The sequence below is a fragment of the Komagataeibacter medellinensis NBRC 3288 genome (assembly GCF_000182745.2).
GTDB classification, from domain to species: Bacteria; Pseudomonadota; Alphaproteobacteria; order Acetobacterales; family Acetobacteraceae; genus Komagataeibacter; species Komagataeibacter medellinensis.
This window is the reverse complement of the sequence record NC_016027.1, coordinates 291,992-315,098: the sequence shown is the minus strand read 5'-3', so window position 1 is coordinate 315,098 and position 23,107 is coordinate 291,992. Positions and strand designations below refer to the sequence as shown.

The 23,107-nt window shown below is 63.2% G+C and carries 16 protein-coding genes; 7 read left to right on the top strand and 9 right to left on the bottom strand.

Annotated elements, in window-relative coordinates; all coding sequences use genetic code 11:
• Positions 1–27: 27 nt before the first annotated feature.
• The 7 genes from GLX_RS16920 to arsC form a co-directional block, all read right to left on the bottom strand.
• On the bottom strand, positions 28–492 hold the full coding sequence (locus GLX_RS16920; protein WP_014104260.1) for a hypothetical protein: 465 nt from the start codon (positions 490–492) through the stop codon (positions 28–30).
• A gap of 39 nt (positions 493–531) precedes the next feature.
• Positions 532–1,386: a carboxylating nicotinate-nucleotide diphosphorylase gene (nadC, locus tag GLX_RS01350; protein ID WP_014104259.1), complete on the bottom strand. Its 855-nt coding sequence runs from the start codon at positions 1,384–1,386 to the stop codon at positions 532–534.
• Positions 1,383–2,951 (bottom strand): L-aspartate oxidase, encoded by a 1,569-nt coding sequence (locus GLX_RS01345; protein WP_014104258.1) that lies wholly within the window; start codon positions 2,949–2,951, stop codon positions 1,383–1,385. Before GLX_RS01345 ends, nadC begins: the two co-directional genes overlap by 4 nt.
• Complete coding sequence (nadA, locus tag GLX_RS01340) at positions 2,948–3,928, bottom strand: quinolinate synthase NadA (RefSeq protein ID WP_014104257.1); 981 nt, start codon at positions 3,926–3,928, stop codon at positions 2,948–2,950. Before nadA ends, GLX_RS01345 begins: the two co-directional genes overlap by 4 nt.
• 143 nt (positions 3,929–4,071) lie before the next feature.
• The gene (locus tag GLX_RS01335) at positions 4,072–4,962 is read right to left on the bottom strand and encodes an NUDIX hydrolase (RefSeq protein ID WP_041247049.1); all 891 of its coding nucleotides are present in this window, start codon (positions 4,960–4,962) and stop codon (positions 4,072–4,074) included.
• A gap of 39 nt (positions 4,963–5,001) precedes the next feature.
• Positions 5,002–5,943: a diacylglycerol/lipid kinase family protein gene (locus GLX_RS01330; protein ID WP_014104255.1), complete on the bottom strand. Its 942-nt coding sequence runs from the start codon at positions 5,941–5,943 to the stop codon at positions 5,002–5,004.
• Between the two features lie 2 nt (positions 5,944–5,945).
• Entirely contained in the window at positions 5,946–6,317 is a 372-nt protein-coding gene (gene arsC, locus GLX_RS01325; RefSeq protein ID WP_014104254.1) for an arsenate reductase (glutaredoxin), read from the bottom strand.
• Between the two features lie 219 nt (positions 6,318–6,536).
• On the opposite strand from arsC, the gene trhO reads away from it, so the two are divergent.
• The 5 genes from trhO to GLX_RS01305 all read left to right on the top strand — a co-directional run bounded on the left by trhO (position 6,537) and on the right by GLX_RS01305 (position 10,295).
• Positions 6,537–7,556, top strand: a complete 1,020-nt coding sequence (gene trhO / locus GLX_RS01320; protein WP_014104253.1) for an oxygen-dependent tRNA uridine(34) hydroxylase TrhO — start codon at positions 6,537–6,539, stop codon at positions 7,554–7,556.
• 103 nt (positions 7,557–7,659) lie between these two features.
• The gene (locus tag GLX_RS17955; RefSeq protein ID WP_014104252.1) at positions 7,660–7,854 is read left to right on the top strand and encodes a hypothetical protein; all 195 of its coding nucleotides are present in this window, start codon (positions 7,660–7,662) and stop codon (positions 7,852–7,854) included.
• Between the two features lie 12 nt (positions 7,855–7,866).
• A complete protein-coding gene (locus GLX_RS17950) occupies positions 7,867–8,055 on the top strand; it encodes an autoinducer binding domain-containing protein (RefSeq protein WP_158309209.1) in 189 nt (62 codons plus the stop codon).
• The gene (locus GLX_RS17945; protein WP_014104251.1) at positions 8,025–8,381 is read left to right on the top strand and encodes a response regulator transcription factor; all 357 of its coding nucleotides are present in this window, start codon (positions 8,025–8,027) and stop codon (positions 8,379–8,381) included. Before GLX_RS17950 ends, GLX_RS17945 begins: the two co-directional genes overlap by 31 nt.
• A 39-nt stretch (positions 8,382–8,420) precedes the next feature.
• The gene (locus tag GLX_RS01305) at positions 8,421–10,295 is read left to right on the top strand and encodes an ABC transporter ATP-binding protein (RefSeq protein ID WP_014104250.1); all 1,875 of its coding nucleotides are present in this window, start codon (positions 8,421–8,423) and stop codon (positions 10,293–10,295) included.
• Between the two features lie 26 nt (positions 10,296–10,321).
• On the opposite strand, the gene GLX_RS01300 is transcribed toward GLX_RS01305, so the two are convergent.
• Complete coding sequence (locus GLX_RS01300) at positions 10,322–11,095, bottom strand: SDR family oxidoreductase (RefSeq protein ID WP_014104249.1); 774 nt, start codon at positions 11,093–11,095, stop codon at positions 10,322–10,324.
• Positions 11,096–11,238: 143 nt separating this feature from the next.
• Between GLX_RS01300 and GLX_RS01295 the strand changes: the two genes are divergently transcribed.
• Positions 11,239–12,138, top strand: coding sequence for a LysR family transcriptional regulator (locus tag GLX_RS01295; protein ID WP_041247527.1), 900 nt, complete (start codon positions 11,239–11,241; stop codon positions 12,136–12,138).
• A 41-nt stretch (positions 12,139–12,179) separates the two neighbouring features.
• On the opposite strand, the gene GLX_RS01290 is transcribed toward GLX_RS01295, so the two are convergent.
• Complete coding sequence (locus GLX_RS01290) at positions 12,180–13,766, bottom strand: cation:proton antiporter (RefSeq protein WP_014104247.1); 1,587 nt, start codon at positions 13,764–13,766, stop codon at positions 12,180–12,182.
• A 607-nt stretch (positions 13,767–14,373) separates the two neighbouring features.
• On the opposite strand from GLX_RS01290, the gene GLX_RS01285 reads away from it, so the two are divergent.
• A complete protein-coding gene (locus GLX_RS01285; RefSeq protein WP_014104246.1) occupies positions 14,374–22,920 on the top strand; it encodes a GH36-type glycosyl hydrolase domain-containing protein in 8,547 nt (2,848 codons plus the stop codon).
• The last annotated feature ends 187 nt before the right edge of the window (positions 22,921–23,107 follow it).

Sequence of the window (23,107 nt, the reverse complement as noted above, 5' to 3'; positions counted from 1 at the left end):
CCAGAAGCCATGGGAGCAGGTCATGTCTTACCAGTTCTGCTGATAGGACATCCCCTGGCCAAACTGCTGCATCTGCTCTTGCTGGTTCATCTGCATGCGCTGTTGGCGCATCTGTTCGTCCTGCTGGGAAAACTGCTGGCGCATCTGCTGCATCTGCTGGGCCTGCTGCTGGCGCATCTGCTCGCGCTGACGCTTGATCTGCTCGCGGCCGCCGGGCTGGTTGACCATCTGGCGGGCCTGCTGGTCAAGCTGCATCTGCTGCTGGTCGAACTGCTGGTGCATCTGCTGCATCTGCTGGTCACGCTGCATGTACATCTGCTCCTGCTGCTGGCGAAACTGCATCTGCTGCTGCTGGAACTGCTGCTGCATCTGCTGGGCGCGCTGGGCCGCCTGCTGCATGTCCGGCTGGGCCCGCGCGCCGCCTGCCACAGCCAGTGTGCATGACAGGATGGCAGCAAGGCAGCCCGCATGTCTGGTAATGACATGCACCATAATGGTTCTCCCTGTAATAGTTATGCCTGTATTACAGGGTCATGGTACGTAATCCAGCCCGATATCCATGACGCGCACGGTATGGGTGAGCCAGCCAAGTGAGATCAGGTCCACCCCCGTCTGTGCCACTGCTGTTACGGTCTGTGGGGTTATGCCGCCAGAAGCCTCGGTTACCGCGCGACCATCCACCAGCCTGACCGCCTCGCGCAGCGTATCGGGCGGCATGTTATCAAGCAGGAAGACATCCACTCCCCCGGTCTCCAGCCCTTCGCGCAGTTGTGCCAGCGTATCCACCTCCAGCTCGATCCGTACCAGATGGCCAGCCGCCGCCCGCGCGCGTTCAACCGCAGGGGTAATGCCTCCGGCAAAAGCGATGTGGTTGTCCTTGATCAGGATCGCATCATCAAGCCCAAAGCGGTGGTTGCTACCACCGCCCGCGCGCACGGCGTATTTCTGGATGGCCCGCAGGCCGGGCATTGTCTTGCGGGTACAGGTAATGGCGGCCTTGTAGGGACGCACCAGTTCCACCAGCTGTGCTGTGGCGGTGGCAATGCCGCTCAGGTGCGAGACGAAGTTCAGTCCCACCCGCTCGCCTGACAGGATACCACGTGCGGGACCCCGCACGGTGGCAAGACGGGTGCCCTTCGTTATCACATCGCCATCACGCACATGGGGCTGGAATTCAATGCGTGCATCCATAAGCGCAAAGGACAGGCGCACCATGTCCAGCCCGGCAATGACCCCATCCTGCCGTGCTGCGAATACGGCACGGACGGGTGTGTCACGATCCACGATCACCGCATCGGTCGTAAGGTCGCCCGCACGACCCAGATCCTCCAGCAGGCCAGCGCGCACAAGCGGTTCAAGCATGATGTCCGGCAGGGGATGGATCATGTGGGCATACTTTCATTCATCGGTGAAGATACGGACAGGGCGGATAACGCACTTCCCTCCATGACACTGGCAACGCCTGCATGCAGGTCGGCCAGGCCCAGACGGGAAGGCGTGCCAACAATGCCAGTCGCGGGAAAGTCACTGCGGAAATGCCCCCCACGGCTTTCGCACCGCAATAGGGCCGCCTGCACGATCGCGGCGCAGACAAGCCCGGCATCCGTATGCAGGCTGCCCGCCAACTGCCGCAGGCCCGCACGCAGCCCCTCGTCCGTGCGGATGACACCAGCATGGTGGCTCATGACCTGCCGCAGTGAAAGCGGGGGCAACGGGTCTGGCTGTTGCACGGCACTTTCATGCACGGTACCGTGCCGTTCCATGGTCAGGCCATCGAGTTCATGGCCGATCCCCGTGCCGCACACCACGGCTTCAAGCAGAGAATTGCTGGCCAGCCTGTTGGCCCCATGCAGGCCGGTGCAGGCGACCTCCCCCACTGCCCACAGGCCGGGCACCCCGGTCTGGCCATCGCGGTCCACCATAATACCACCCATATGGTAATGCGCGGCCGGGCGCACGGGAATCGGCTGCGTTACGGGGTCTATGCCATGAGCCGCGCACAGGGCGGATATGGCGGGGAAATGGCAGGGAAAATCCGCCCCCACGCTGGCGCGTGCATCCAGATACACCCTGTGCCCCGCCAGCATGTGCCGCCAGACCGCGCGCGATACGCTATCGCGTGTGGCCAGTTCTTCGGTAAAGCGTGCGCCGGTTTCATCCACCAGCACCGCGCCTTCGCCGCGCACCGCCTCGCTGACCAGGCACAGGCGCTGGCCCCGCTGGCCTGCCGAAAGGGCAGTGGGATGAAACTGCACGAACTCCATATTGCCCAGCACGGCCCCGGCCCGCACCGCCATGGCAAGTCCGCTGCCGGTTGCAGCCCATGGGTTGGTGGTATCGGCAAACAGGCCACCCACGCCCCCCGTGGCCAGGACCACGGCGGTGGTGGGTAGTGTCACAGCCTGCCCCGCAACGTCCAGCACCATACCCGCAACCGCGCCATCACGCAGCACAAGGTCGCGCGCACAGACGTGTTCCACCACCGTTATGCGCGCGGTGCGGCGTACGCGGGCGGCAAGCGCGCGCATGATGGTGGCGCCCGTGGCATCTTCCCCCGCATGGACAATGCGACGGCGGCCATGGGCGGCTTCCAGACCCAGTTGCAGGCTGCCATCGGCATGCCGGTCCCATGCTACGCCAAGCCCTGTCAGACGCGCGATCACAGCGGGGCCATTGGCCGTAATGGCAGCAACGACCTGCGGATCACACAGCCCTGCCCCCGCCGCCAGCGTATCGGCCGCGTGCAGGGCCGGGGTATCATCCGCGCCCATCGCCGCGGCCATACCGCCCTGTGCCAGCATACTGGCGGCGGTGGGCGAACGCATGGCCTCCAGCGTGCCGGCACAGGCCAGCACGCAAGGCCGGGTGGTGGACAGCGCCGCCATGACTCCCGCCAGCCCCGCCCCCACAATAACCGGCTGCCCGGCAGGTAGCGCGGGGTGCATGATCATATCGCCAGCATGCGCTCGACAGCCCGGCGGCCACGACTGGCCAGTTCGGGGTCCAGCATGACCTCATACGTCATGGTTTCCAGCGCGTGGCGGATATTGGACAGGGTGATACGCTTCATGTGCGGGCACATGTTGCATGGGCGCACGAATTCGGTCTGCGGATACTGCACGGCCAGGTTGTCGCTCATGGAACATTCGGTCACCAGCAGGATGCGCTCATCGGTATGCCCGCGCACGAAATCACCCATCATGGCGGTAGAGCCGCTGAAATCCGATGCCGCCACCACTTCGGGCGGGCATTCCGGGTGAGCCAGCACCACAAGGCCGGGATTGTCGGCGCGCATGCGGCCGATTTCCTCTGGTGTAAAGCGTTCGTGCACCTCGCAGTGACCAGGCCATGTGATCATTCTGATACCTGTCTCGGCCTCGATATTGCGGGCCAGGTATTCATCGGGGATCATGATGACACTGTCGGTGCCAAGGCTTTCCACCACCCGTTTCGCATTGCCCGAGGTGCAGCAGATGTCGCTCTCCGCCTTCACTTCAGCAGAGGTATTGACATAGGTGACCACCGGCACGCCGGGGTGGCGGGCACGCAGGGCGCGCACGTCAGCTCCCGTTATGGAATCCGCCAACGAGCAGCCAGCCTTCATGTCCGGGATCAGGACAGTACTGTGCGGGTTGAGCATCTTGGCGGTCTCCGCCATGAAATGCACCCCGGCCATGACGATCACGTCCGCATCCGTCTCCTGTGCCTCTCGCGCAAGGGCCAGGCTGTCGCCCCGGATGTCGGCCACACAGTGGAAGATTTCCGGTGTCTGGTAATTATGCGCAAGGATCACGGCGTTGCGCTCGCGCTTGAGGGTCTCTATCGCCCGGATATCGGTCAGGAAGGTTTCCCATTCCATTTCCGGGACCAGATGGCGCACCCGTTCATACAGTGCGTCCGTTTCGCCATGTGGCGTAATCTGGTTCATGCCTGCTCTCCCTTCGCCGGTCCTGCCACGTCCTTTATGCTCATATTGAGCATAAGCCAAGTGGCGTGAACCGGTCGAATAATTGCACGGGGAAACGGGGCTGGTGTCAATCCGGTTTTCAACCGATGCGGACAGATGCTGCCCTAGGGCTGGACCAGGGGAATATTGGTACCTGCCAGTTGCCGCGCCTGCCGCACCTCGCCAGAGAAACGGTAGAGCCGCGCAGGGCGGCCACCGGTCTGTTCATCAATTTCCCCTGTTTCCTCAACCAGTTGCTGCTGCATGATCAGGCGGCGGAAATTCTGTTTGTGTATATGCATGCCCGACAGGCTTTCCATCACGCGCTGCAGTTGCAGCAGGGTGAAAGATGCGGGCATGAGTTCAAACACCACCGGCCGGTAACGTATCTTTGCGCGCAGCCGGGCCATGGCGGTTGCCAGGATGCGCCTGTGGTCATGGTCCATCGCCTGCCCCGGCACGGCGTGTTCGGGCGGGCAGCCGGCTTCGGTCACCAGTCCGGCCTCATACAACAGTTCATAGCGCTGGAGGACCAGTTCGTCATTCCACACCCCCATGTCCCCTATGGCAAACAGGGTAACGCAGCGCTGCCACTGCCGCACGCGGGTAGCCGCATCCGCCATGGCCGCAACCCAACTGCACAGGCGGCGCTCGATCTGGGCCAGACTGGCGCGGCCTTCCTCCGTCTTTCCGTCTTCCCAGGGGAAATAGTCGTACCAGTCCCGCCACCCGGTCTCGCCCGCATGGCTGCGGGTCAGGGCAAGGTAGGAGATGGCGATCATCCGCTCCTGCGCGCTGGACAGGATACGGTCATGGTCGGCAAAAGTGTACAACTGCTCGACATGGCCAATGGGGTGGCCGGTCTGGCGCTCGACCCAGGCACGCACGCCGGCCTGTAGGGAGCGGTGGGTGTTCTCCAGCGGGCCGGAAGGCAGCAACCTGCCATGCCCGATGGTCATGACCTGAGGCACCTCATCCCTTACCGCCGTCAGGACGGCGATCAGTTCGATCATCATCTGCGTTGTCATGTCGGGCAAGCATGTATCACGCAAACGCTATGACGGGGAGGCTTTTCCCGGTGTAACGGCCACGAAACCTGCCACGCGCAGCGGGCGGCCGGGCAGGTCCACATGCAGGGGGGTCAAGCCGCATGCATCACCATCCCCCTGCACGGGCAGGCCGGTGGGCGTGATGACCTCGATTGTACGGGCGTTCAGGATCGTGACATCCGGCTGCCTGTCCAGCATGCCGCACAGCAGGGCCATGCTGTAGCGCAGGCTGGCCCACGCCCCCGCCGTGCCAAAAAGTACGACCGAAAAACCGGCATGTTCATGCATGGAGCGAGGTGTCAGCACATATCGGCCACCGTAAAACCGCCCCTTGGATATGATGACCGAGACCGCCGGGCGGGCCACCCCATCCACCACCACGGTCATGGAATGGAACGGATAGGCCCATAATGCGCGCAGGGTATGCAGCACGTAGGCCATGCGCCCGAGCGCTTTTTTCATCCGGACCGACACCGCATGGACCACATGCGCATCAAACCCCACCCCCACCATCTGCACAAAAAGCCACTCTCCCGTGCTGGAACGCAGCCGGCCGGGCCAGATGACCGTATCCTCTCCCGCCGCAATGGCGCGGGCATTCCGGGCCGGGTCGGGCGGGATGCCAAGCTCACTGGCAAGCACGTTGGCTGTGCCGACGGGCAGGATCCCCAGCACGATGTCCGAACCCGCCATGCCATCAGCCACTTCGGCCACCGTGCCATCACCGCCTGCCGCCACGATATGGGTGCATGCCCCTGCCTGCACGGCCTCACGCGCCAGCACGCGTGCATGGCCCCGGTGTGCCGTATGCAGCACGACCGGCCGCATGCCTTCATGGCGCAAGCAGCGCGCAAAGCGTGCCACGCAGCCATTTTCACCGCTTCCCCCGCCACCACCCCCAGCTGTGGGGTTAGCGATAATGATGACGGTCCTGTCCTGCACGGGCATGTTTACGGCGTGACGATACGAACCTGGGGCAGGATTTCGTAAAGGGTTTCTTTGGGGCGACAGGGACGCGCCGCCTGATCGGTCATGACCACAGGGCGGTTGAGCAGGATGGGGTGGACGGCAATGGCATCAAGGAGCTGCCCGTCAGTCAGCGTCGGGTCATCCAGCCCCAGTTCCGCATAGGGCGTGCCCCGCACGCGCAGCAGGTCGCGCACCGGCACCACCAGCCGCGCCGCCAGCACGTCAAGTTCGGCGCGGGTAGGCGGGGTCTTGAGATAATTCACCACCACCGGCTCGATTCCGGCAGCAAGGATCATGGCCAGCACGTTGCGTGACGTACCGCAGGCGGGGTTATGGTAAAGTGTGACGGTCACCGGTTGTGCTCCCTGCTGCCGGGGTGGATACCGGGCGGATATAAACACGTCCCGCCAACAAATGCATTACCCTGCGCGGCAGCGATGCCGGGCCGCGTGCAATTCGCCCCGGATGCCATTATGGTTACCCTGATGCCTGCCCTGCCCGGCGGGCCTGCCCCATCCACCCCCCACACCGGGCGCGCCGCCGGGTGTGGCGTGCGGTCCTGAATTATTTGCATGGTTGCCATTGTGACAGATCTCCCTTCTCCCCCCCCCGGCGGCGCGCTGCCCATCCGTGTCGCGGCTCTCTATCATTTCACGCCATTTGCGGACTGCGCGGCCCTGCGTGCCCAATTGCTTGAAGCCTGCCACAAACTTGGCATACGCGGCATCCTGCTTGTGGCGCATGAAGGCATAAATGGCACCATTGCCGGCACGGACGAGGCGATCGGGCAGATACTGGACATCATCCGTGCGCTGCCCGGCTGCGCGGACCTGGAGGTCAAGTTCTCCCGCGCGCCTGCCCTGCCTTTCCACCGCATGAAGGTCCGCATCAAGCGCGAGATCGTGACCATGGGCGTGCCGGGACTGGACCCGCGCCGTGACGTGGGCCACTACGTGCCCCCGGCACAATGGAACACCCTGATTTCCGACCCCGATACCATCGTAATCGATACCCGCAATGATTATGAGGTGGCGATCGGCACCTTCCGGGGCGCCATTGATCCCGGCACACGCAGCTTCCGTGAATTCCCGCAATGGTTCCGTGACCAGCGCGCCGCACTGGAAGCAAGGGGTCGCAGGCCGAAAATCGCGATGTTCTGCACCGGCGGCATCAGGTGCGAGAAGGCCACCGCCTTCGTTCGCGCCGAAGGGGTGGAAGATGTGTTCCACCTGCAAGGCGGCATCCTGAAATATCTGGAAACCGTGCCCGAACCCGAAAGCCTGTGGGATGGCGAATGCTTTGTATTTGACCAGCGCGTAAGCGTAGGCCACGGGCTGAAGCCGGGCACGTTGGACATATGCCACGCCTGCCGCACGCCGCTTAGCGCGGCTGACCGCGCAACCCCCGAATACGAGGAAGGCATAAGCTGCCCCCATTGCAAGGGCGCGCGGACCGAGGCCCAGCGCAGGCGCTATGCCGAACGCGAGCGCCAGATTCAGCTGGCCGACCGCAGGGGCACGCACCACCTGGGCCTGCCGCTGCCCACAGCAGCCCGACAGGCGCATCCCTGTGGCGAAGATACGGATCAGTAGGCCAGCAGACCGCCCGCCTTCCCCATGCCACGGCTCCCATCTTCCCATACGGAAAGCAGATGTCCGCTCCGCACGCCCCTTTCCCTGCCGGAATGCACCAGCCATGATAGCGCGACTTTACACCGATATCTTTGACCTGGCGGCAGACATACGCACAGCCCCGGACCAACACGGCCTTGTGGGCGCGTTTGGCGCGCTGATCGCCCGCCTTGGGCCCCATGCCTACAGCATAGGCACGATCCACAGGACGGACCTTGTACAACGCCACCTGATCGGCACCACGTACCCCGATGCGTAGATGACCCATTACGTGACACAACATTACCATCACATAGACCCGGTCATCGACCCCGTGCGCCATGGCCTGTGCCTGCACCCCTATGACTGGAAGGATGCCCGGATCACGACCCCACAACAGCAGACCCTGCTGCACGAATTTGGGGAAATGGGTTCAGGAGCGGCCACGCCGTGCCCCTCCAGGTCACGACCGGAACAGTGATGCTGGTCAGCATCGCATCGACCGAACAGCAGATCGACACCCGCCAGCAGATGGCCATCCAGCTTGCCGCCAGCCAGTTCCATTACCGTTACTGCCAGCTTGGGCTGGACCGGTCACAGGTGGCCGGGACAGTACTAAGCCCACGGGAACGGGAATGCCTGTCATGGGCGGCACAGGGCCGGGATACGACGGAAATCGGTGATATCCTTGCCATCAGCGACAACACCATAAAATTCCACCCCAAGAACGTCCTGCACAAGCTGGGCTGCCACAACCGCGTGCAGGCGGCGGTAAAGGCAACCTGTATGGGGCTGATCCATCCCTGACACCCCACGGCACGCAATGCAGACCACAGTGGAGACTACGTGACACAGGCCAGCCCGCCCCCTGCCCGGCCGCCATGGCGCACGCGCCTTGCCCGACGTTTCGGGGTCTATGCGCATGTGCCGCGCATGTTCCGCCAGATATGGCGGTGCAGCCCGACGCTGACCGTAGGTAGCATGGCCCTGCGGCTGGTGCAGGCGGTCCAGCCTTCGCTTGCGCTTTATGTGGGCAAGCTGATTGTGGATGAGGTCATTCACCTGAGCAGCCTGCACATGCCCCCCACAACCCTGCTGGCATGGGGGCTGCATGGACCTGCGATGCGGCTGGAAGGCTGGGTTGCGCTGGAGTTCGCACTCATCATCCTGTCCGACCTGACGGCGCGCGCCACGGTACTGGTCGATGGCCTGCTGAACGAGCGCTACGTAAATGACGTAAGCCTGTCCCTGATGGAACATGCCGCGACACTGGACCTGCAACAGTTTGAATCGAGCGAACTGCAGGACCTGCTTGAGCGCGCGCGCCGCCAGGCTTCGGGTCGCAACAACCTGCTGGTGCAACTGTTCAACATCGCCAAGGTCGCCCTGACCGCCATCACACTGGCTGCGGGTGTCATGGCATTCGCACCTTGGATGGTGGTAGTACTGCTACTGGCCCTGCTGCCCGCCACAGCGGGTGAAGCCCATTTCAATGCTGAAGGCTACCGCCTGCAACGCGCCAAGACAGCCGAGCGCCGGGAGATGGACTACCTGCGCCACATCGGTTCCAGTGCGGAACACGCCAAGGAACTCAAGCTGTTCGGGCTGGGCGATTTCCTGGTCGGGCGGTTCCGTGCGGCGGCCACAACGCTTATGGCACAGAACCGCAGGCTGGCGCTGCGCCGCTTTGTGTGGAGCGGGCTGTTTGGCATGATCGGGTCGGTGGCCTATTACACGATCTATATCGTCATTGTATGGGATACGGTGCAGGGGCGGTTTTCGGTTGGTGACCTGACCTTCCTGTCAGGCTCGTTCGTGCGCCTGCACACCATCCTGTCCAGCCTGTTGCTAGGTGTGACCCAGACTGCCAGTCAGGCGCAGTACCTTGATGATTTCTTTGCTTTCCTTGACCTGCGCCCGGTCATTGTCCCGGCCTCCGCCGCCACGCGGCCCTTCCCCTCCCCCATCCGCCACAGCATCCGTTTTGAAAACGTGGGCTTCCGTTACCCCGGCACAGACCGCTGGGCGATACGCAATCTTGACCTGAACATCGGCGCTGGCGAGACGGTGGCGCTGGTGGGGGAAAACGGGGCGGGCAAAACGACCATCGTCAAGCTGCTGACCCGGCTGTACGAACCCGATGAAGGACGGATCACGGTTGATGGCGTATCCCTGCGCGACATGGACCTTGCAGACCTGCGCGCCCATATTGGCGTGATCTTTCAGGATTTTGTCCGCTACAGCCTGACAGCCGCGGAAAATATTGCCATAGGTCGGATCGACGCCCTGTCAGACACCGCGCGCATCCGGGCAGCGGCACGCGAAGGGCTGGCGGATGAGGTGGTGGGCAGGCTCCCCCATGGCTATGACCAGCCACTGGGCAAGCAGCTTGCGCGCGGGCGTGAACTTTCAGGGGGAGAGTGGCAGAAGATTGCCATATCGCGCGCCTACATGCGCGATGCCGACCTGCTGATACTCGATGAGCCGACATCCGCTCTTGACGCCAGGGCGGAAGCGGATGTGTTCGAACGCCTGCGCGCGCTGCGCCACGGCAAGGCAGCGCTGGTGATCTCGCACCGCTTCTCCACCGTGCGGACTGCGGAACGGATCGTGGTGCTAGAGCACGGCAGGGTACTCGAACAGGGCACCCACGCCCAGCTTCTGGCCCATGGCGGGCGCTATGCGGAACTGTTTGCCCTGCAGGCGGCAGGCTACCGGTAAAGTGGCGCGCCGCCTGTCTGCGCTGCTTACTTGGTAGTGTAGCCGCCATTGACCAGAATGGTCTGCCCCGTCATCCACCACCCTTCCGACACCACGAAGCGGACATAGGGCGCGATATCGGCTATATCCGTCAGTCCCGTCTTGCTGAAAGCGGAAAGTGCTGCGGCTGATTTGTGATAGGCCACGGCATCGGGCTGCTCCTGACCGTAGAAGAACGGCGTATCCATCGGGCCGGGGCCAATGGCGTTGACCGATATGCCGCGTGCGCCAAACTCCTTCGAGGCCGCGCGCGTAAAATGCTCCACCGCCGCCTTTGAGCCGGCATAGGTGGAATAGAACGGCGTATAGGCACCGAGCAGCGAGGTCACGATGGTGACCAGCTTGCCGTTATCATTAAGGTGCTTGCCTGCTTCCTTGATAAAGAAATACGCAACACGGGTATTGATGGCGAACATGGAATCATATTCCGCCTCGCTCGTCTCGGCGATGGGCTTCTTGAGCACTTTGCCTACCGTATTGATTGCAATATCGGGGCGGCCGATCCGGGCCACCACATCGGCAAACAACTGCGCCATCGCGCCATCGCGCGTAAGGTCGGCCTGAAGCGCAACGGCATTGACACCGGCAGCCTTCAGGTCGGCCAGCGTCTTGTCCGCATCAGGCCGTGTTGCCTCGCTGTTGTAATGGATGGCGATGGCCTTTGCGCCATGCGCTGCAAGATCACGCGCGATCAGGCCACCAAGGTTCTTGGCGCCGCCTGCGATCAGAACCGTCTTACCCTTTATGCCATGGTCTGCCATGGATTGCCTCCATCCCTTGTGTGCAAGCGCATGCAACGCTTTTCATGGCGCCAGGTTATCAGGCATAATACAGGCATAAAGTGTTATTTACTGACAACATATGTCAGGAATTTCGAACAAACCCGTACCGCATGGAAAGTACCATGGACCGCATCGACCTGTTCCGCATCTTCGCCCGCGTGGTGGAAAGCGCCAGCTTTACCCGTGCGGCAGATACGCTCGGGATGCCGCGCTCCTCCGTTTCCGCCGCCATACAGGAACTGGAGAACCGGCTGGGCACGCGCCTGCTGGCCCGTACCACGCGTTCCGTCGCCCCCACGCCTGATGGCACGGTCTTCTACACGCACTGCCTGCGCCTGATTGCCGATGTGGAGGAAGCCGAGGCGCTGTTCCGCCCCGACCGCGCTGGCCCACGCGGCCTGTTGCGCGTGAACATGCCCGGTCGGATTGCACGCTTGCTGGTCGCTCCTGCCCTGCCTGCCTTTATACAGCGCCATCCGGAAATCAATATTGAACTGGGCGCGACCGACAGAGCGGTCAACCTGGTGGAAGACGGCATTGACTGCGTGCTGCGTGTCGGCCCGCTTGAAGACTCCGGCCTTGTCGCCCGCACAATGGGAGAGCTTGCCCTCATCAACGTGGCAAGCCCTGCCTATCTTGCCCGTCGGGGCACGCCATGCCACCCTGCCGACCTGGCGGGCCATGAGGCCGTGGGCTATGCCTCCCCCACTACCGGCAGGGTGGAAGAATGGGAATGGATGGAAGATGGCAGACGGCACACGCGCGACCTGTCGTGGCGGGTCAGCGTAAACAGTGCCGAAACCCTGGTGGCCTGCTGTCTTGCCGGCCTTGGGCTGATACAGGTGCCCGCCTATGATGTCCGCCACCATATCCGGGCTGGCGAACTGGTGGAGGTCATGCCGTGCTGGCGGGCTGAACCGCTGCCCATGGCGCTGCTCTACCCGCACCGCAGGCACCTCTCGCGCCGCCTTCAGGTCTTTGCCGACTGGCTGGCACAGCTCATGGCAGCAGCCGTGATGTAGGCATTGCAGGCCGGCTGGTGAGACAGTTCCGATCACGCGCGTCAGATCAGGCCACCTTCAGCCGTCATCTGTTGCAGGTCCAGTTCATGTTCAAGCTGGTGCAGCACGGCATCATGGATTTCACCACCACGGTGCAGGCGTAGCAGTTCGGCCCGCCCGGCCTGTATGGTGAGCAGCAATGCATGGTAATGGGCATCCTGCCTGCCCTGAAGCGCCTGCTGTTGGTGGCTGAACCGTTCGGCCAGTTCCGCACGATAGGCATACTGTTCCAGCAGGCGGCCATGCACCAGTTGTCCCTGGGCATCATAAGCCTGCTGGCGCATGGCCTGTTCCTGTGCATGCGCAACAAGGGCACGGGCCTGCGAGACGGACAGATGATGGTACTGCTGCCCACGCCCGCTCTCTCCACCCACCGCGCGGATGAGCCAGCCGATGGTGGTGCCCTGTCCCAGCACGGTCACAAGAATGACCACGAAGGTCGTGATCTGCATCACGTCGCGCTCCGGCATGGCAGCAGGCAGGGCCAGCACGATGGCCAGGCTGACCACGCCCCGCATGCCGCACCACCCCATTATGACACCAAACGTGAAAAAACCCCGCAGACCGGGCCGGGCCTGCGGTGGCAGCCAGGCCACGCGCAGCCCCTCGGTCAAGAACATCCACACAAAGCGTGAGACCAGAACGGCGGTGACAATGCCCGCCACGGGACGGAACACATCCTGCGCCACCCAGGCCGTGCCCATGTGGCGCAGCACGATCGCGTGCAGTGAAAGACCGATCAGCACAAACACCAGGGATTCCAGCACGAATACCAGCACTTCCCATACCGCGGCCCAACGCAGGCGTTCATCGGCGCTGAAAACATCATGTTGCCGCCACCCCAGCACCAAACCCGCCACAACGGTGGTGATGACGCCCGATGCCCCCACCATCTCGCCGCCGATATAGGCAACCCATGGCAGCAGCAAGGTCATGGTAATGCTGAGTATACGATCCCGCACGCGCTCCAGCAGCCTGATCCACAGCCATCCCAGCCCGCCCCCCACAACAAGCCCGCCCAGCGCCAGCAGGCCGAACGTCATGCCCGCCTGGACGGGACTGAATTCCCCGGTCAGCACCGCGAGGCTTGCAAAGCGGTAGATGACAAGGCTTGCCGCATCATCAAGCAGGCTTTCGCCTTCCAGCAGCGTCGTGATCCGCTCGGGCAGGTGCACATGCTTAAGCACGGCCTTGGCCGCCACCGCATCGGGCGGGGCCACGATCGCACCCAGCACCAGGCATCCCGCCCATGGCAGGTCACCAATGAGCCAGTGCGCAACCACCCCCACGACAAAGGTGGTGAACGCGACCCCACCCACCGCAAGTTGAAGGATCCCCCCCAGATGGGCGCGAAACGCATGCCAGACGGAGAAATAGGCCCCCGCCAGTAGCAGCGGCGGCAGGAACACGATCAGCACCAGATCGGGATCTATGCCGATCACCGGCACGCCCGGCACAAGGGCAATGGCAATACCCCCCAGCACAAGGGCGGCGGCAGGCGGCAGGCGCAGTTTGCGCGCCGCCAGTTCCAGTCCCACGATCAGGACAATCAGAAGCAGGATGAACTCAAAACGCCCTACATTGGACATGCGGACCCTACCTGTCACATAAACCGGCAGGCATGCTCGGCCTGTCATGCCCCAACGCGCCATGACAGGTCCGGTGGCATCGGCACGATGTGACCATCCAATATAATAAAACATGACACCCTGATTGCCGCCCGCAAGGGTAGCGCCAGCGCAGACATAATACCGCCATGTAGAAATATTTGGCGAGTATTCGTGGCTGTCGGACAAAATACATGCCTACCCGTGCAACGTGCCCCCATACGCCTGCGTTCATGCAGCACTGGAGCGCCACGCACCCGCTGCGCGGACGTGCGACGCCCCTTACCCGAAATACCATCATCAACGCCGTTCCCACAGTCCCCGCGCAAGGAGAACAGAGGATGAGTGCACCCCGACAACCGGCAATATCCGGGCAGCAGACGCTCCATCCCGCCCCCTCCACGGGGCGGGAGCGGGCAGGATCGCCAGCCATACCGGCAACCCGCCCCCCGCAACACACAAACCGACCCGCAACCGGCCTACTGGACCGACTGCTCTGCCCATCCCCCCCACCCCGGACAAGCCTGTTCCGCAAATAAAAACCCTGCCGGACAGACGTGCCCCCGCGCGCAAGCCACTGGAGCCATGAATGGACGGGACGCCCTTACCCCCTTCGCAACCCGGTCCAGCCTTCATGCCACCACGGCGTTCGTGGCTGGCACGACTGATGGGACAGCCACACCGTATGGCATGGGAAAATGACACCACACCGCTGAAAAGCGAGATATTTGGCCCCGAACGGCTCGAAGCCCATGCCAAAAGCCTGGCGGCGGTCCAGAACATATCACCCCGCACAAGGGGATACGGGCACCCCCTGTCCCGTCGCCTGGCAGAAAACGGGGCCTTCCTGCGCACTGCCGACATACGGATAGCCGAAGCCATACGGGCCGGAAAACAACTGACCCCCGCCGCACAGTGGCTGGCGGATAATTACGCCCTTGTGGACATGCAGATACGCGAGACCGACCTTGACCTGCCACCCGGCTATTACGCCCGCCTGCCCAAGCTGGCTGACGGGCCGTTTGCCGGCCTGCCACGGGTGTTCGGCGTGGCATGGGCGCTGGTGGCGCATACCGACAGCAGCTTCACTCCCGATACGCTGTACGCCTACCTTTTGGCCTACCAGAGTGTCACGCCACTGACGATTGGTGAATTATGGGCCGTTCCCATCACGCTGCGCATCGTGTTGATCGAAAACCTGCGCCGTGTGGTGGCCGCGATAATGGACAACAACACCAACAGACGCGAAGCCGATGCATTGGCCGATCGGCTGGAGGCGTATCGCAAGGGCACACCCGCAGCTCTGTCCAGATTCCTGGCCATGATAGACCCCTGTGTCCTGACCCGTGCGTTCACTGCCCAGTTGGCCCACCGCTCACGTGGGCTGGACCCTGAAAAGGACCCCGCCCTTGTCTGGCTGGAACAGCGCCTGGCGGACCGCGGCACCACGGTGGAAGACGCGGTGCGCGACGACCTGCACGAACAGGGCGCCTTTAACGCTACCATCCGCAACGTCATCACCAGCCTGCGGCTTATCGCGGGGCTGGACTGGACGGAAGCTTTTGACTGCGTCTGCCTGATCAACGGCCTTTTTGCCCAATATGACAGCTTTACCCAGGCTGACTTTGCCAGCCGCGACCTGTACCGCAAGGCCGTGGAAGAACTGGCGCGCGGCAGCACGCTGAGTGAAATGGACATTGCCCGCCGCGCGATAGCCATGGCGCAGGCCGCACACGGGCCCGACCCGCGCCATGCCGATCCCGGGTACTACCTGCTTATGTCCGGACGGCCCGCGCTGGAGGCAGCCATCGGCTTCCGCCTCCCCCTGTGCCGCATGCTGGTGCGGCATTTCTGCAGCCATGGAATCACGGCCTACAGCAGCCTTGTCATAGTGCTGACCATGATGTTCCTAGCCCTGCCGCTGTGGCTGGCCCAATACGGGGGCATCGGCTGGGCATGGCTACTGCCGGTCATGGCGTTCATTCCGGTATCGGAGGCAGCCGTCGCCTGCGTAAACCGTCTGGCGCTGGGCATGGTCCATGTCACAAGCCTGCCGGGGCTGGAATTCCGTGGCGGCATTCCCGCCCACCTGCGGACCATGGTGGTGGTGCCCGCCCTGCTGGTGACGGAAGATACGGTCACTGAACTGCTGGCACGTATCGAAGTGCATTACCTGGCCACGCGTGACCCATCGGTCTGCTTTGCGCTTCTGAGCGACTGGACCGACCATGACGGCCCCCACGCCCCTGCCGATGAGCCGCTTGTGGCATTGGCACAGCGGGGGATAGACCAGCTTAACGCCAAATATGACGCACCACCCGGCGCCGTGCACTTCCATCTCTTCCACCGCAGGCGGGTATGGAGCAAAAGCGAGCGGGTCTGGATGGGCTGGGAACGCAAGCGTGGCAAGCTGCACGAACTCAACCGCCTGCTGCGCGGCGCGACCGACACAACTTTCCTTCCCCCCGCCTGCGCCCTGCCCGTGGATGTGAAATACATCATAACGCTTGATGCCGACACGCGCCTGCCACTTGAGACAGTCCGCCGCCTGATCGGCAAGATCGCGCATCCACTCAACGTCGCACGCTTCGATCCCGTATCGGGGCGGGTGCGCGAGGGATACGCCATCTTGCAGCCACGGGTTACGCCGTCGCTTCCCGTGGGGCATGAAAGCACACTGTTCCAGCGCATATTCGCCTCCGCCAGCGGGATAGACGCCTATTCCGCCGCCGTGTCCGACCTGTACCAGGACATGTTTGGCGAAGGGTCATACGCGGGCAAGGGTATTTATGACATCGACGCCTTCGAAGCCGCACTGGCAGACCGCGTGCCGGAGTCCACCCTGCTCAGCCATGACCTGTTCGAGGGGATATTCGCCCGTGCGGGCCTGGTAAGCGATGTGGAAGTGGTGGAGGAGTTTCCCACCGACTACCTTGTCGCTGCCCAGAGGCTGCACCGCTGGACACGGGGCGACTGGCAACTGCTGCCATGGATCATACCCAGCCTTTCTTACCGCCGGCTACCCCCGCACAGGCGGCTGTCGGGCCTCGCGCTGTGGAAAATGCTCGACAACCTGCGGCGTACGCTGTGCACACCGCTTGTGCTGCTCAGCCTTGCGGCGTGCTGGTTCCTGCCATTCCATGCCGCCCTTGTATGGACGGCATTCATACTGGCCGCCGTGGCGCTGCCCGCTTTCCTGCCGATGCTGCCCGCCCTTGTGCCCCGGCGGGAATGGATCACACTGCGCAGTTACCTGAGCGTCCTGGGCCATGCCAGCGCCGAAGCGGCGGTAATGACCTTCCTCAACATCGCCTTCCTAGCCCATCTTTCCTTCCTCATGACGGATGCAATCATGCGCACGCTGGCGCGCGTGTTCCTCACACGGCGGCACATGCTGCAATGGGTGCCTGCCGCCCAGATTGCAGGGCTGCTGCGTTCGGGGCTTGCCGGGTATTACGGGCGTATGGTCCCGGCCCCCATGCTGGCGGGCGTGATCGCGCTGGCCGTCAGCCTGTGGGCACCGTGGAACCTGTTCCTAGCCTTACCGTTTGCCGTGCTGTGGTGCCTGTCCCCCGCCATTGCCATGTGGGCCAGCCGCACGCCGGTCATTGCCGCGCGCACGCGCCCCTCACGCACCGATATCCGCACCCTGCGCATGACCGCACGGCGCACATGGCGTTTTTTCGAGACCTTCACCACACCAGACGACAACATGCTGCCGCCCGACAATTTTCAGGAAGACCCCACAGCCGTGGTGGCACGGCGCACATCGCCCACCAATATCGGCCTGTACCTGCTCTGCACCGCCAGCGCACGCGATTATGGCTGGTGCGGCCTGGCTGATACGGTTGCGCGCCTTGAGGCGACCCTTGCAACATTGGAACGCATGCCGCGCTACCGGGGCCATTTCTACAACTGGTATGCGACCGCCGATCTCCAGCCGCTGGAGCCTGTCTATATCTCCAGCGTGGATAGCGGCAACCTGGCTGGTCACCTTATTGCACTGGCCAGCACCTGCCAGCACTGGCAGGAAAACGAGCCGCAGACCGACCCGTGGCGCGAAGGCACGATCGACGGGCTGAATATCGCCATTGCCGACATGACTTTCCGTGATGGCACGCGACTCAGCCACGGCGTGGCTGAGCGTAAGATGCTGCGGCAACTGGCCGCCTTCAAGAACAGCGTGCAGTCAGCCCCCGCACGTGCCCTGACCGACTTTTCAGCCCTGTGCGAACAGGCCGAGACGCTGGTGCGGCAGGCAGACCATCTGCCCGCCATGGCCGATGCCACCGCCACGGCCGACCGTACGTTCTGGATCGCGGCAGCACGGCGCACGCTGGAGAGTCACCTGCGCGACATGGACACGGACCTGTACGCCACTCTTGGTGCACGTCTGGGCGTGATCGCACACACGGCGCGCCGCCTGGCGCAGGAGATGGATTTCAGGTTTCTGTGCAACCCCACGCGCAAGATGCTGTCCATCGGCTACCTTGTTGCGCAAGACACGCAGGATACCAACTGTTACGACCTGCTGGCATCGGAAGCGCGGCTGGCGGTGTTCTTCGCCATAGCCAAGGGAGACATGCCCGCGCAGGACTGGTTCCGTCTGGGCCGACCGATCACGCCGGTGGGTAACGGGGCCGCGCTGGTTTCGTGGTCGGGGTCGATGTTCGAATATCTCATGCCCTCCCTTGTCATGCGCGCGCCCATGGGCAGCCTGCTCGCGCAGACCAATACCCTGATCGTACAGCGCCAGATCGCCTATGGGCAGGCACGCGGCATACCGTGGGGCATATCGGAATCCGCCTATAACGTGCGGGATCTGGACTATACCTACCAGTATTCCAACTTCGGCATTCCGGGCCTTGGCCTCAAGCGCGGGCTGGGACTGGATACGGTGGTCGCACCCTATGCCACCATGCTGGGGGCGATGGTGGATTCCAAAAAGGCGGTGGCCAACCTTTACGCATTGGAAAAAGCAGGCGCGCTGGGCCGTTTCGGGCTGTATGAATCGCTTGATTACACGCCCGGGCGCATTCCCGATGGCAGTACGGTTGCGATCATCCGCGCCTATATGGCCCACCATCAGGGCATGTCCATCCTTGCTGTGGCGGACGCGATAATGAACGGAATCATGCGCGCGCGCTTTCATGATGACCCGGTCATCGCTTCGGCCGAACTGCTGCTGCAAGAACGCGCACCACGCACCGGCGCGGTGGCACGACCGCTGCCCACAGAAGATGCGGCACCAGCGCCGGTACATGCCATAAATGCCCCTTCAGGGCGCTATATGGAACAGGCCGATACACTCTCCCCTGTCACGCACCTTCTCTCTAACGGGCGGTATGTGGTCATGCTGACCGCGGCAGGATCGGGCTACAGCCGCTGGCAGGGCCAGGCCATCACGCGTTGGCGCGAGGATGCGACCTGTGATGATTACGGACAGTACATCTACATCAAGAACCGCCGTAGCGGGCAGGTCTGGAGTGCGGGCCTGCAACCCGGCGGCGTGCGGCCCGATGAATACGGCGTCGGCTTTCACGAGGACCGCGCCGAGTTCGCCCGCCGTGACGGCACCATCACGACAACGCTGGAGATCCGCATCTCGGCCGAGACCGATGCAGAAATCCGCCAGCTTTCCATCTTCAATGCCGGCAGTGAAACGCTGGATATCGACATCACCTCCTATGCCGAACTGGCGCTGTTGCCGCAGGCGGCCGACCTTGCGCATCCGGCCTTTACCAAACTGTTCGTACAGACCGAATACCTACCCGCCACCCGTGCCCTGATCGCCACCCGCCGCAGGCGCACACCCGATGAGGCGGGGATATGGGTCGCCCATCTGGCCATGTGCGATACCCCTGTCGAGATCGAGACAGACCGGGCGCGCTTCATCGGCCGGGGTCACAGCGTGCATGACCCGGTGGCCCTGCGGGCGGCAGAGCCTCTTGGCGGCCATACCGGTACGGTGCTCGACCCGGCCCTGTGCATCCGCACGCATGCCACCATCCGCCCGGGCACCATGGCGCGGGTCACGTTCTGGACCATGGTGGCCCCCACCCGCGCAGCCCTGCTGGACCTGATTGAGACCCACCACGACGCGGCGGCTGTCGAGCGCGTGCGCACGCTGGCGTGGACCCAGGCACAGGTCCAGTTGCGTCATCTGGACATGACACCTGCCACGGCGGACCTGTTCCAGCAGTTGGCGGGGCATATCATATTTGCGGGGCCCGCCCTGCGCGCAGGTTCCACCGCGATTACAAAGGGTGCCGGTCCCCAGCCACTTTTATGGGAGCAGGGCATTTCTGGCGACCTGCCGATCATGGTGCTGCGCATAAAGGAAAACGCCAACATGGATATCGTGCGCCTGCTGCTGCTGGCGCACGAATATTTCCAGCTCAAGCAACTGGCAGTGGACCTTGTCATCCTGAACGAACATCCCGCCTCCTACCTGCAGGACCTCCAGGTCTCGCTTGACCAGCTTGTCCATGCACGACCGCGCGCGGGCAATGACATGGGATCGGTGCGGGTGCTGCGTACGGACCTTGTTACCCCTGCCATGCGCAACCTCATCATATCGGTAGCCCGTGTGGTGCTGGATGCGGAACGCGGGCTGGCCGAACAACTGGGGCAGGCAGAACGGACGCCACCACGCCCCTTCCCGCCAGTAGCCGCCCGTCCGCAGCCTGATACACCGGACTTTGGCATGCCGCCGGTGCCAGTGCTTGAATTCTTCAACGGTCATGGCGGTTTTGCACTGGACGGGCATGAATACGTGATCGTGCTCGAACCCGGGCAGACCACGCCCGCGCCATGGGTCAACGTGATTAGCAACGACCGCTTCGGCTTCCAGGTCTCGGCCGAGGGAAGCGGCTATACATGGTCAGGAAACAGCCGCGAGCACCAGATCACCCCATGGTCAAATGACGCGACCAGCGACCATGCGGGAGAGATCTTCTACTTCCGCGATGAAAATACCGGCACGCTATGGTGCCCCACCGCCACCACACGCCGCGACCCACAGGCGACCTACGTCACCCGCCACGGCTACGGTCATACGCGCCTGGAGCGGATTGCCCATGGCATAGCCAGTTCGCTTTTGCAGTATGTGCCCACAGACGACCCGGTCAAGATCACGCGCATCCAGCTCCATAACCAGTCGGGGCAGGCGCGCACACTGTCCGTTACCGCTTATGTGGAATGGGTGCTGGGGGCTGCGCGCAGCACGACCGCCCCCTTCATTTCCACCACCATGGACCCTGATACGGGGGCACTGTTCGCGCGCAACCACTGGAAGCCGGAATATGCCAACCGTGTGGCCTTTGCCGATATCGGGGGCTACCTGAGTGCCAGTTCGGGCGACCGGGGGGCATTCATCGGCCGCAACGCCACAATGGACAACCCGATTGCCTTCATACACCCGAACGGGGTGCAGGGACGGACCGGGGCGGGGCTGGACCCGTGTGGCGTGGTGCAGACAGTGGTGACCCTGCCACCAGGCGGGCGGGCGGAAATCGTGTTCCTGCTGGGCGAGGGCACGGACGAGGAACAGGCCCGCGCACTGGTAAGCCATTATCGTAGCGCCGACCTTGACCGTGTGCTCGCTACGGTCAAGGCACACTGGAAAAAAGTAACGGGAGGCATTGAAGTCCATACACCAGACCGCACGATGGACATAATGCTCAATGGTTGGCTACTGTACCAGACACTGGCCAGCCGCGTGCAGGCGCGCGCGGGCTTCTACCAGGCCAGCGGGGCCTACGGCTTTCGTGACCAGTTGCAGGATGGCATGGCGCTGGCCCTCACCTGCCCGCAGCGTGTGCGCGCCCATCTGCTGCGTGCGGCATCGCGCCAGTTTGTCGAAGGGGACGTGCAGCACTGGTGGCTGCCCGATACCGGGGCCGGGGTACGGACCCATATCTCCGATGACTGCACATGGCTTGCGCATACGGTCCTGCATTACGTCACCACCACCGGCGATATGGGGGTACTCGAGGAACAGGTTCCTTTCCTTGAAGGCCCGGCGCTGCCCCTGAACGAGCATGACCGCTTCATGATCCCGGTCCGCTCCGCCCTGACCGGCACCCTGTTCGAGCACTGTGCCCGCGCGCTGGACCACAGCATGGCGGTGGGCACGCACGGATTGCCGCTGATGGGCACCGGTGACTGGAATGATGGCATGAACCGCGTAGGCGAAAAGGGACAGGGCGAGAGCGTATGGCTGGGCTGGTTCCTGCATGCCACGCTGGGCGCCTTCATACCGCTGGCACGTGCACGCGGCGAACACACGCGCGCGCAGGCATGGCAGGACCACGCGCAGGCCCTGGTCACGGCACTGGAAGCCACGTGGGATGGCGATTGGTACCTGCGCGCCTATTTTGATGACGGCACGCCCCTTGGCACCCATAAGGCCGCGGAATGCGAGATCGATGCCATTTCCCAGTCCTGGGCCGTGCTTTCGGGCGTTGCGCCGCCTGAACGGGGGGAACATGCCATGCGCTCGGTCATGACCCACCTGGTACGCAGGCAGGACGGGCTGGTTCTGGTGCTGACGCCGCCTTTCAATACAGCGGAGCCCGATCCGGGCTACATACGTGGCTACCCGCCAGGCATACGCGAAAACGGGGGCCAGTACACCCATGCCGCACTCTGGACGGTCATGGCCATGGCCGCACTAGGCGATGGAGACCAGGCGCATGCCCTGCTGCACATGCTCAACCCGATCAACCATGCCCGGACCCCGGCGGATGTCGCCCGCTACCGGCTGGAACCATATGTGGTCGCGGCCGATATCTATTCTACCCCGCCCCATGTGGGCCGGGGCGGATGGTCATGGTACACCGGATCGGCGGGATGGATGCAGCGCGTGGGCGTGGAGACCATACTGGGCATCCGCATTGTCGGCACGCAGCTTGTCGTACAGCCGTGCATCCCACACCAGTGGCCGCAGTTCCGCGCCCTCGTACGCTGGCGGACGGCAACCTACCACATTACCGTACTTAACCCGCACCAGGTCTGCCGGGGAATTGGTCATGCCACACTGGACGGCATGCCCCTACCTGCCACCGGCGTGATTGATATGGTGGATGATGGCGCAACCCATAATGTGGACATGACACTGGGCATGACCGCATAAGTCCCATCTTCCATCCCTGCCCTGTATCCGGTGCAATACAGGTCTGCACAGTACTGTCCAGGATGCAGGAAACAGGTGCCGGATATTTATTCTCACGACTACCCGGACAATACAGAACCATCCTTCATGTACACCGTTACCCCTACAGGTGGCGCGACAGGGAAGAAAAGCCGCCTTGCGCACTCAT

What these genes read in the sequence shown, in the direction of transcription:
- nadA (WP_014104257.1), bottom strand. Translation starts at nt 3,928, where the DNA reads ATGAACCAGATTACGCCACATGGCGAAACGGACGCACTGTATGAACGG.
- nadC (WP_014104259.1), bottom strand. Translation starts at nt 1,386, where the DNA reads ATGATCCATCCCCTGCCGGACATCATGCTTGAACCGCTTGTGCGCGCT.
- GLX_RS17955 (WP_014104252.1), top strand. Translation starts at nt 7,660, where the DNA reads ATGATAGCGCGACTTTACACCGATATCTTTGACCTGGCGGCAGACATA.
- GLX_RS01285 (WP_014104246.1), top strand. Translation starts at nt 14,374, where the DNA reads ATGGACGGGACGCCCTTACCCCCTTCGCAACCCGGTCCAGCCTTCATG.
- GLX_RS01345 (WP_014104258.1), bottom strand. Translation starts at nt 2,951, where the DNA reads ATGATCATGCACCCCGCGCTACCTGCCGGGCAGCCGGTTATTGTGGGG.
- GLX_RS01335 (WP_041247049.1), bottom strand. Translation starts at nt 4,962, where the DNA reads ATGATGATCGAACTGATCGCCGTCCTGACGGCGGTAAGGGATGAGGTG.
- GLX_RS01300 (WP_014104249.1), bottom strand. Translation starts at nt 11,095, where the DNA reads ATGGCAGACCATGGCATAAAGGGTAAGACGGTTCTGATCGCAGGCGGC.
- GLX_RS01295 (WP_041247527.1), top strand. Translation starts at nt 11,239, where the DNA reads ATGGACCGCATCGACCTGTTCCGCATCTTCGCCCGCGTGGTGGAAAGC.
- GLX_RS16920 (WP_014104260.1), bottom strand. Translation starts at nt 492, where the DNA reads ATGGTGCATGTCATTACCAGACATGCGGGCTGCCTTGCTGCCATCCTG.
- trhO (WP_014104253.1), top strand. Translation starts at nt 6,537, where the DNA reads ATGGTTGCCATTGTGACAGATCTCCCTTCTCCCCCCCCCGGCGGCGCG.
- GLX_RS01290 (WP_014104247.1), bottom strand. Translation starts at nt 13,766, where the DNA reads ATGTCCAATGTAGGGCGTTTTGAGTTCATCCTGCTTCTGATTGTCCTG.
- GLX_RS01330 (WP_014104255.1), bottom strand. Translation starts at nt 5,943, where the DNA reads ATGCCCGTGCAGGACAGGACCGTCATCATTATCGCTAACCCCACAGCT.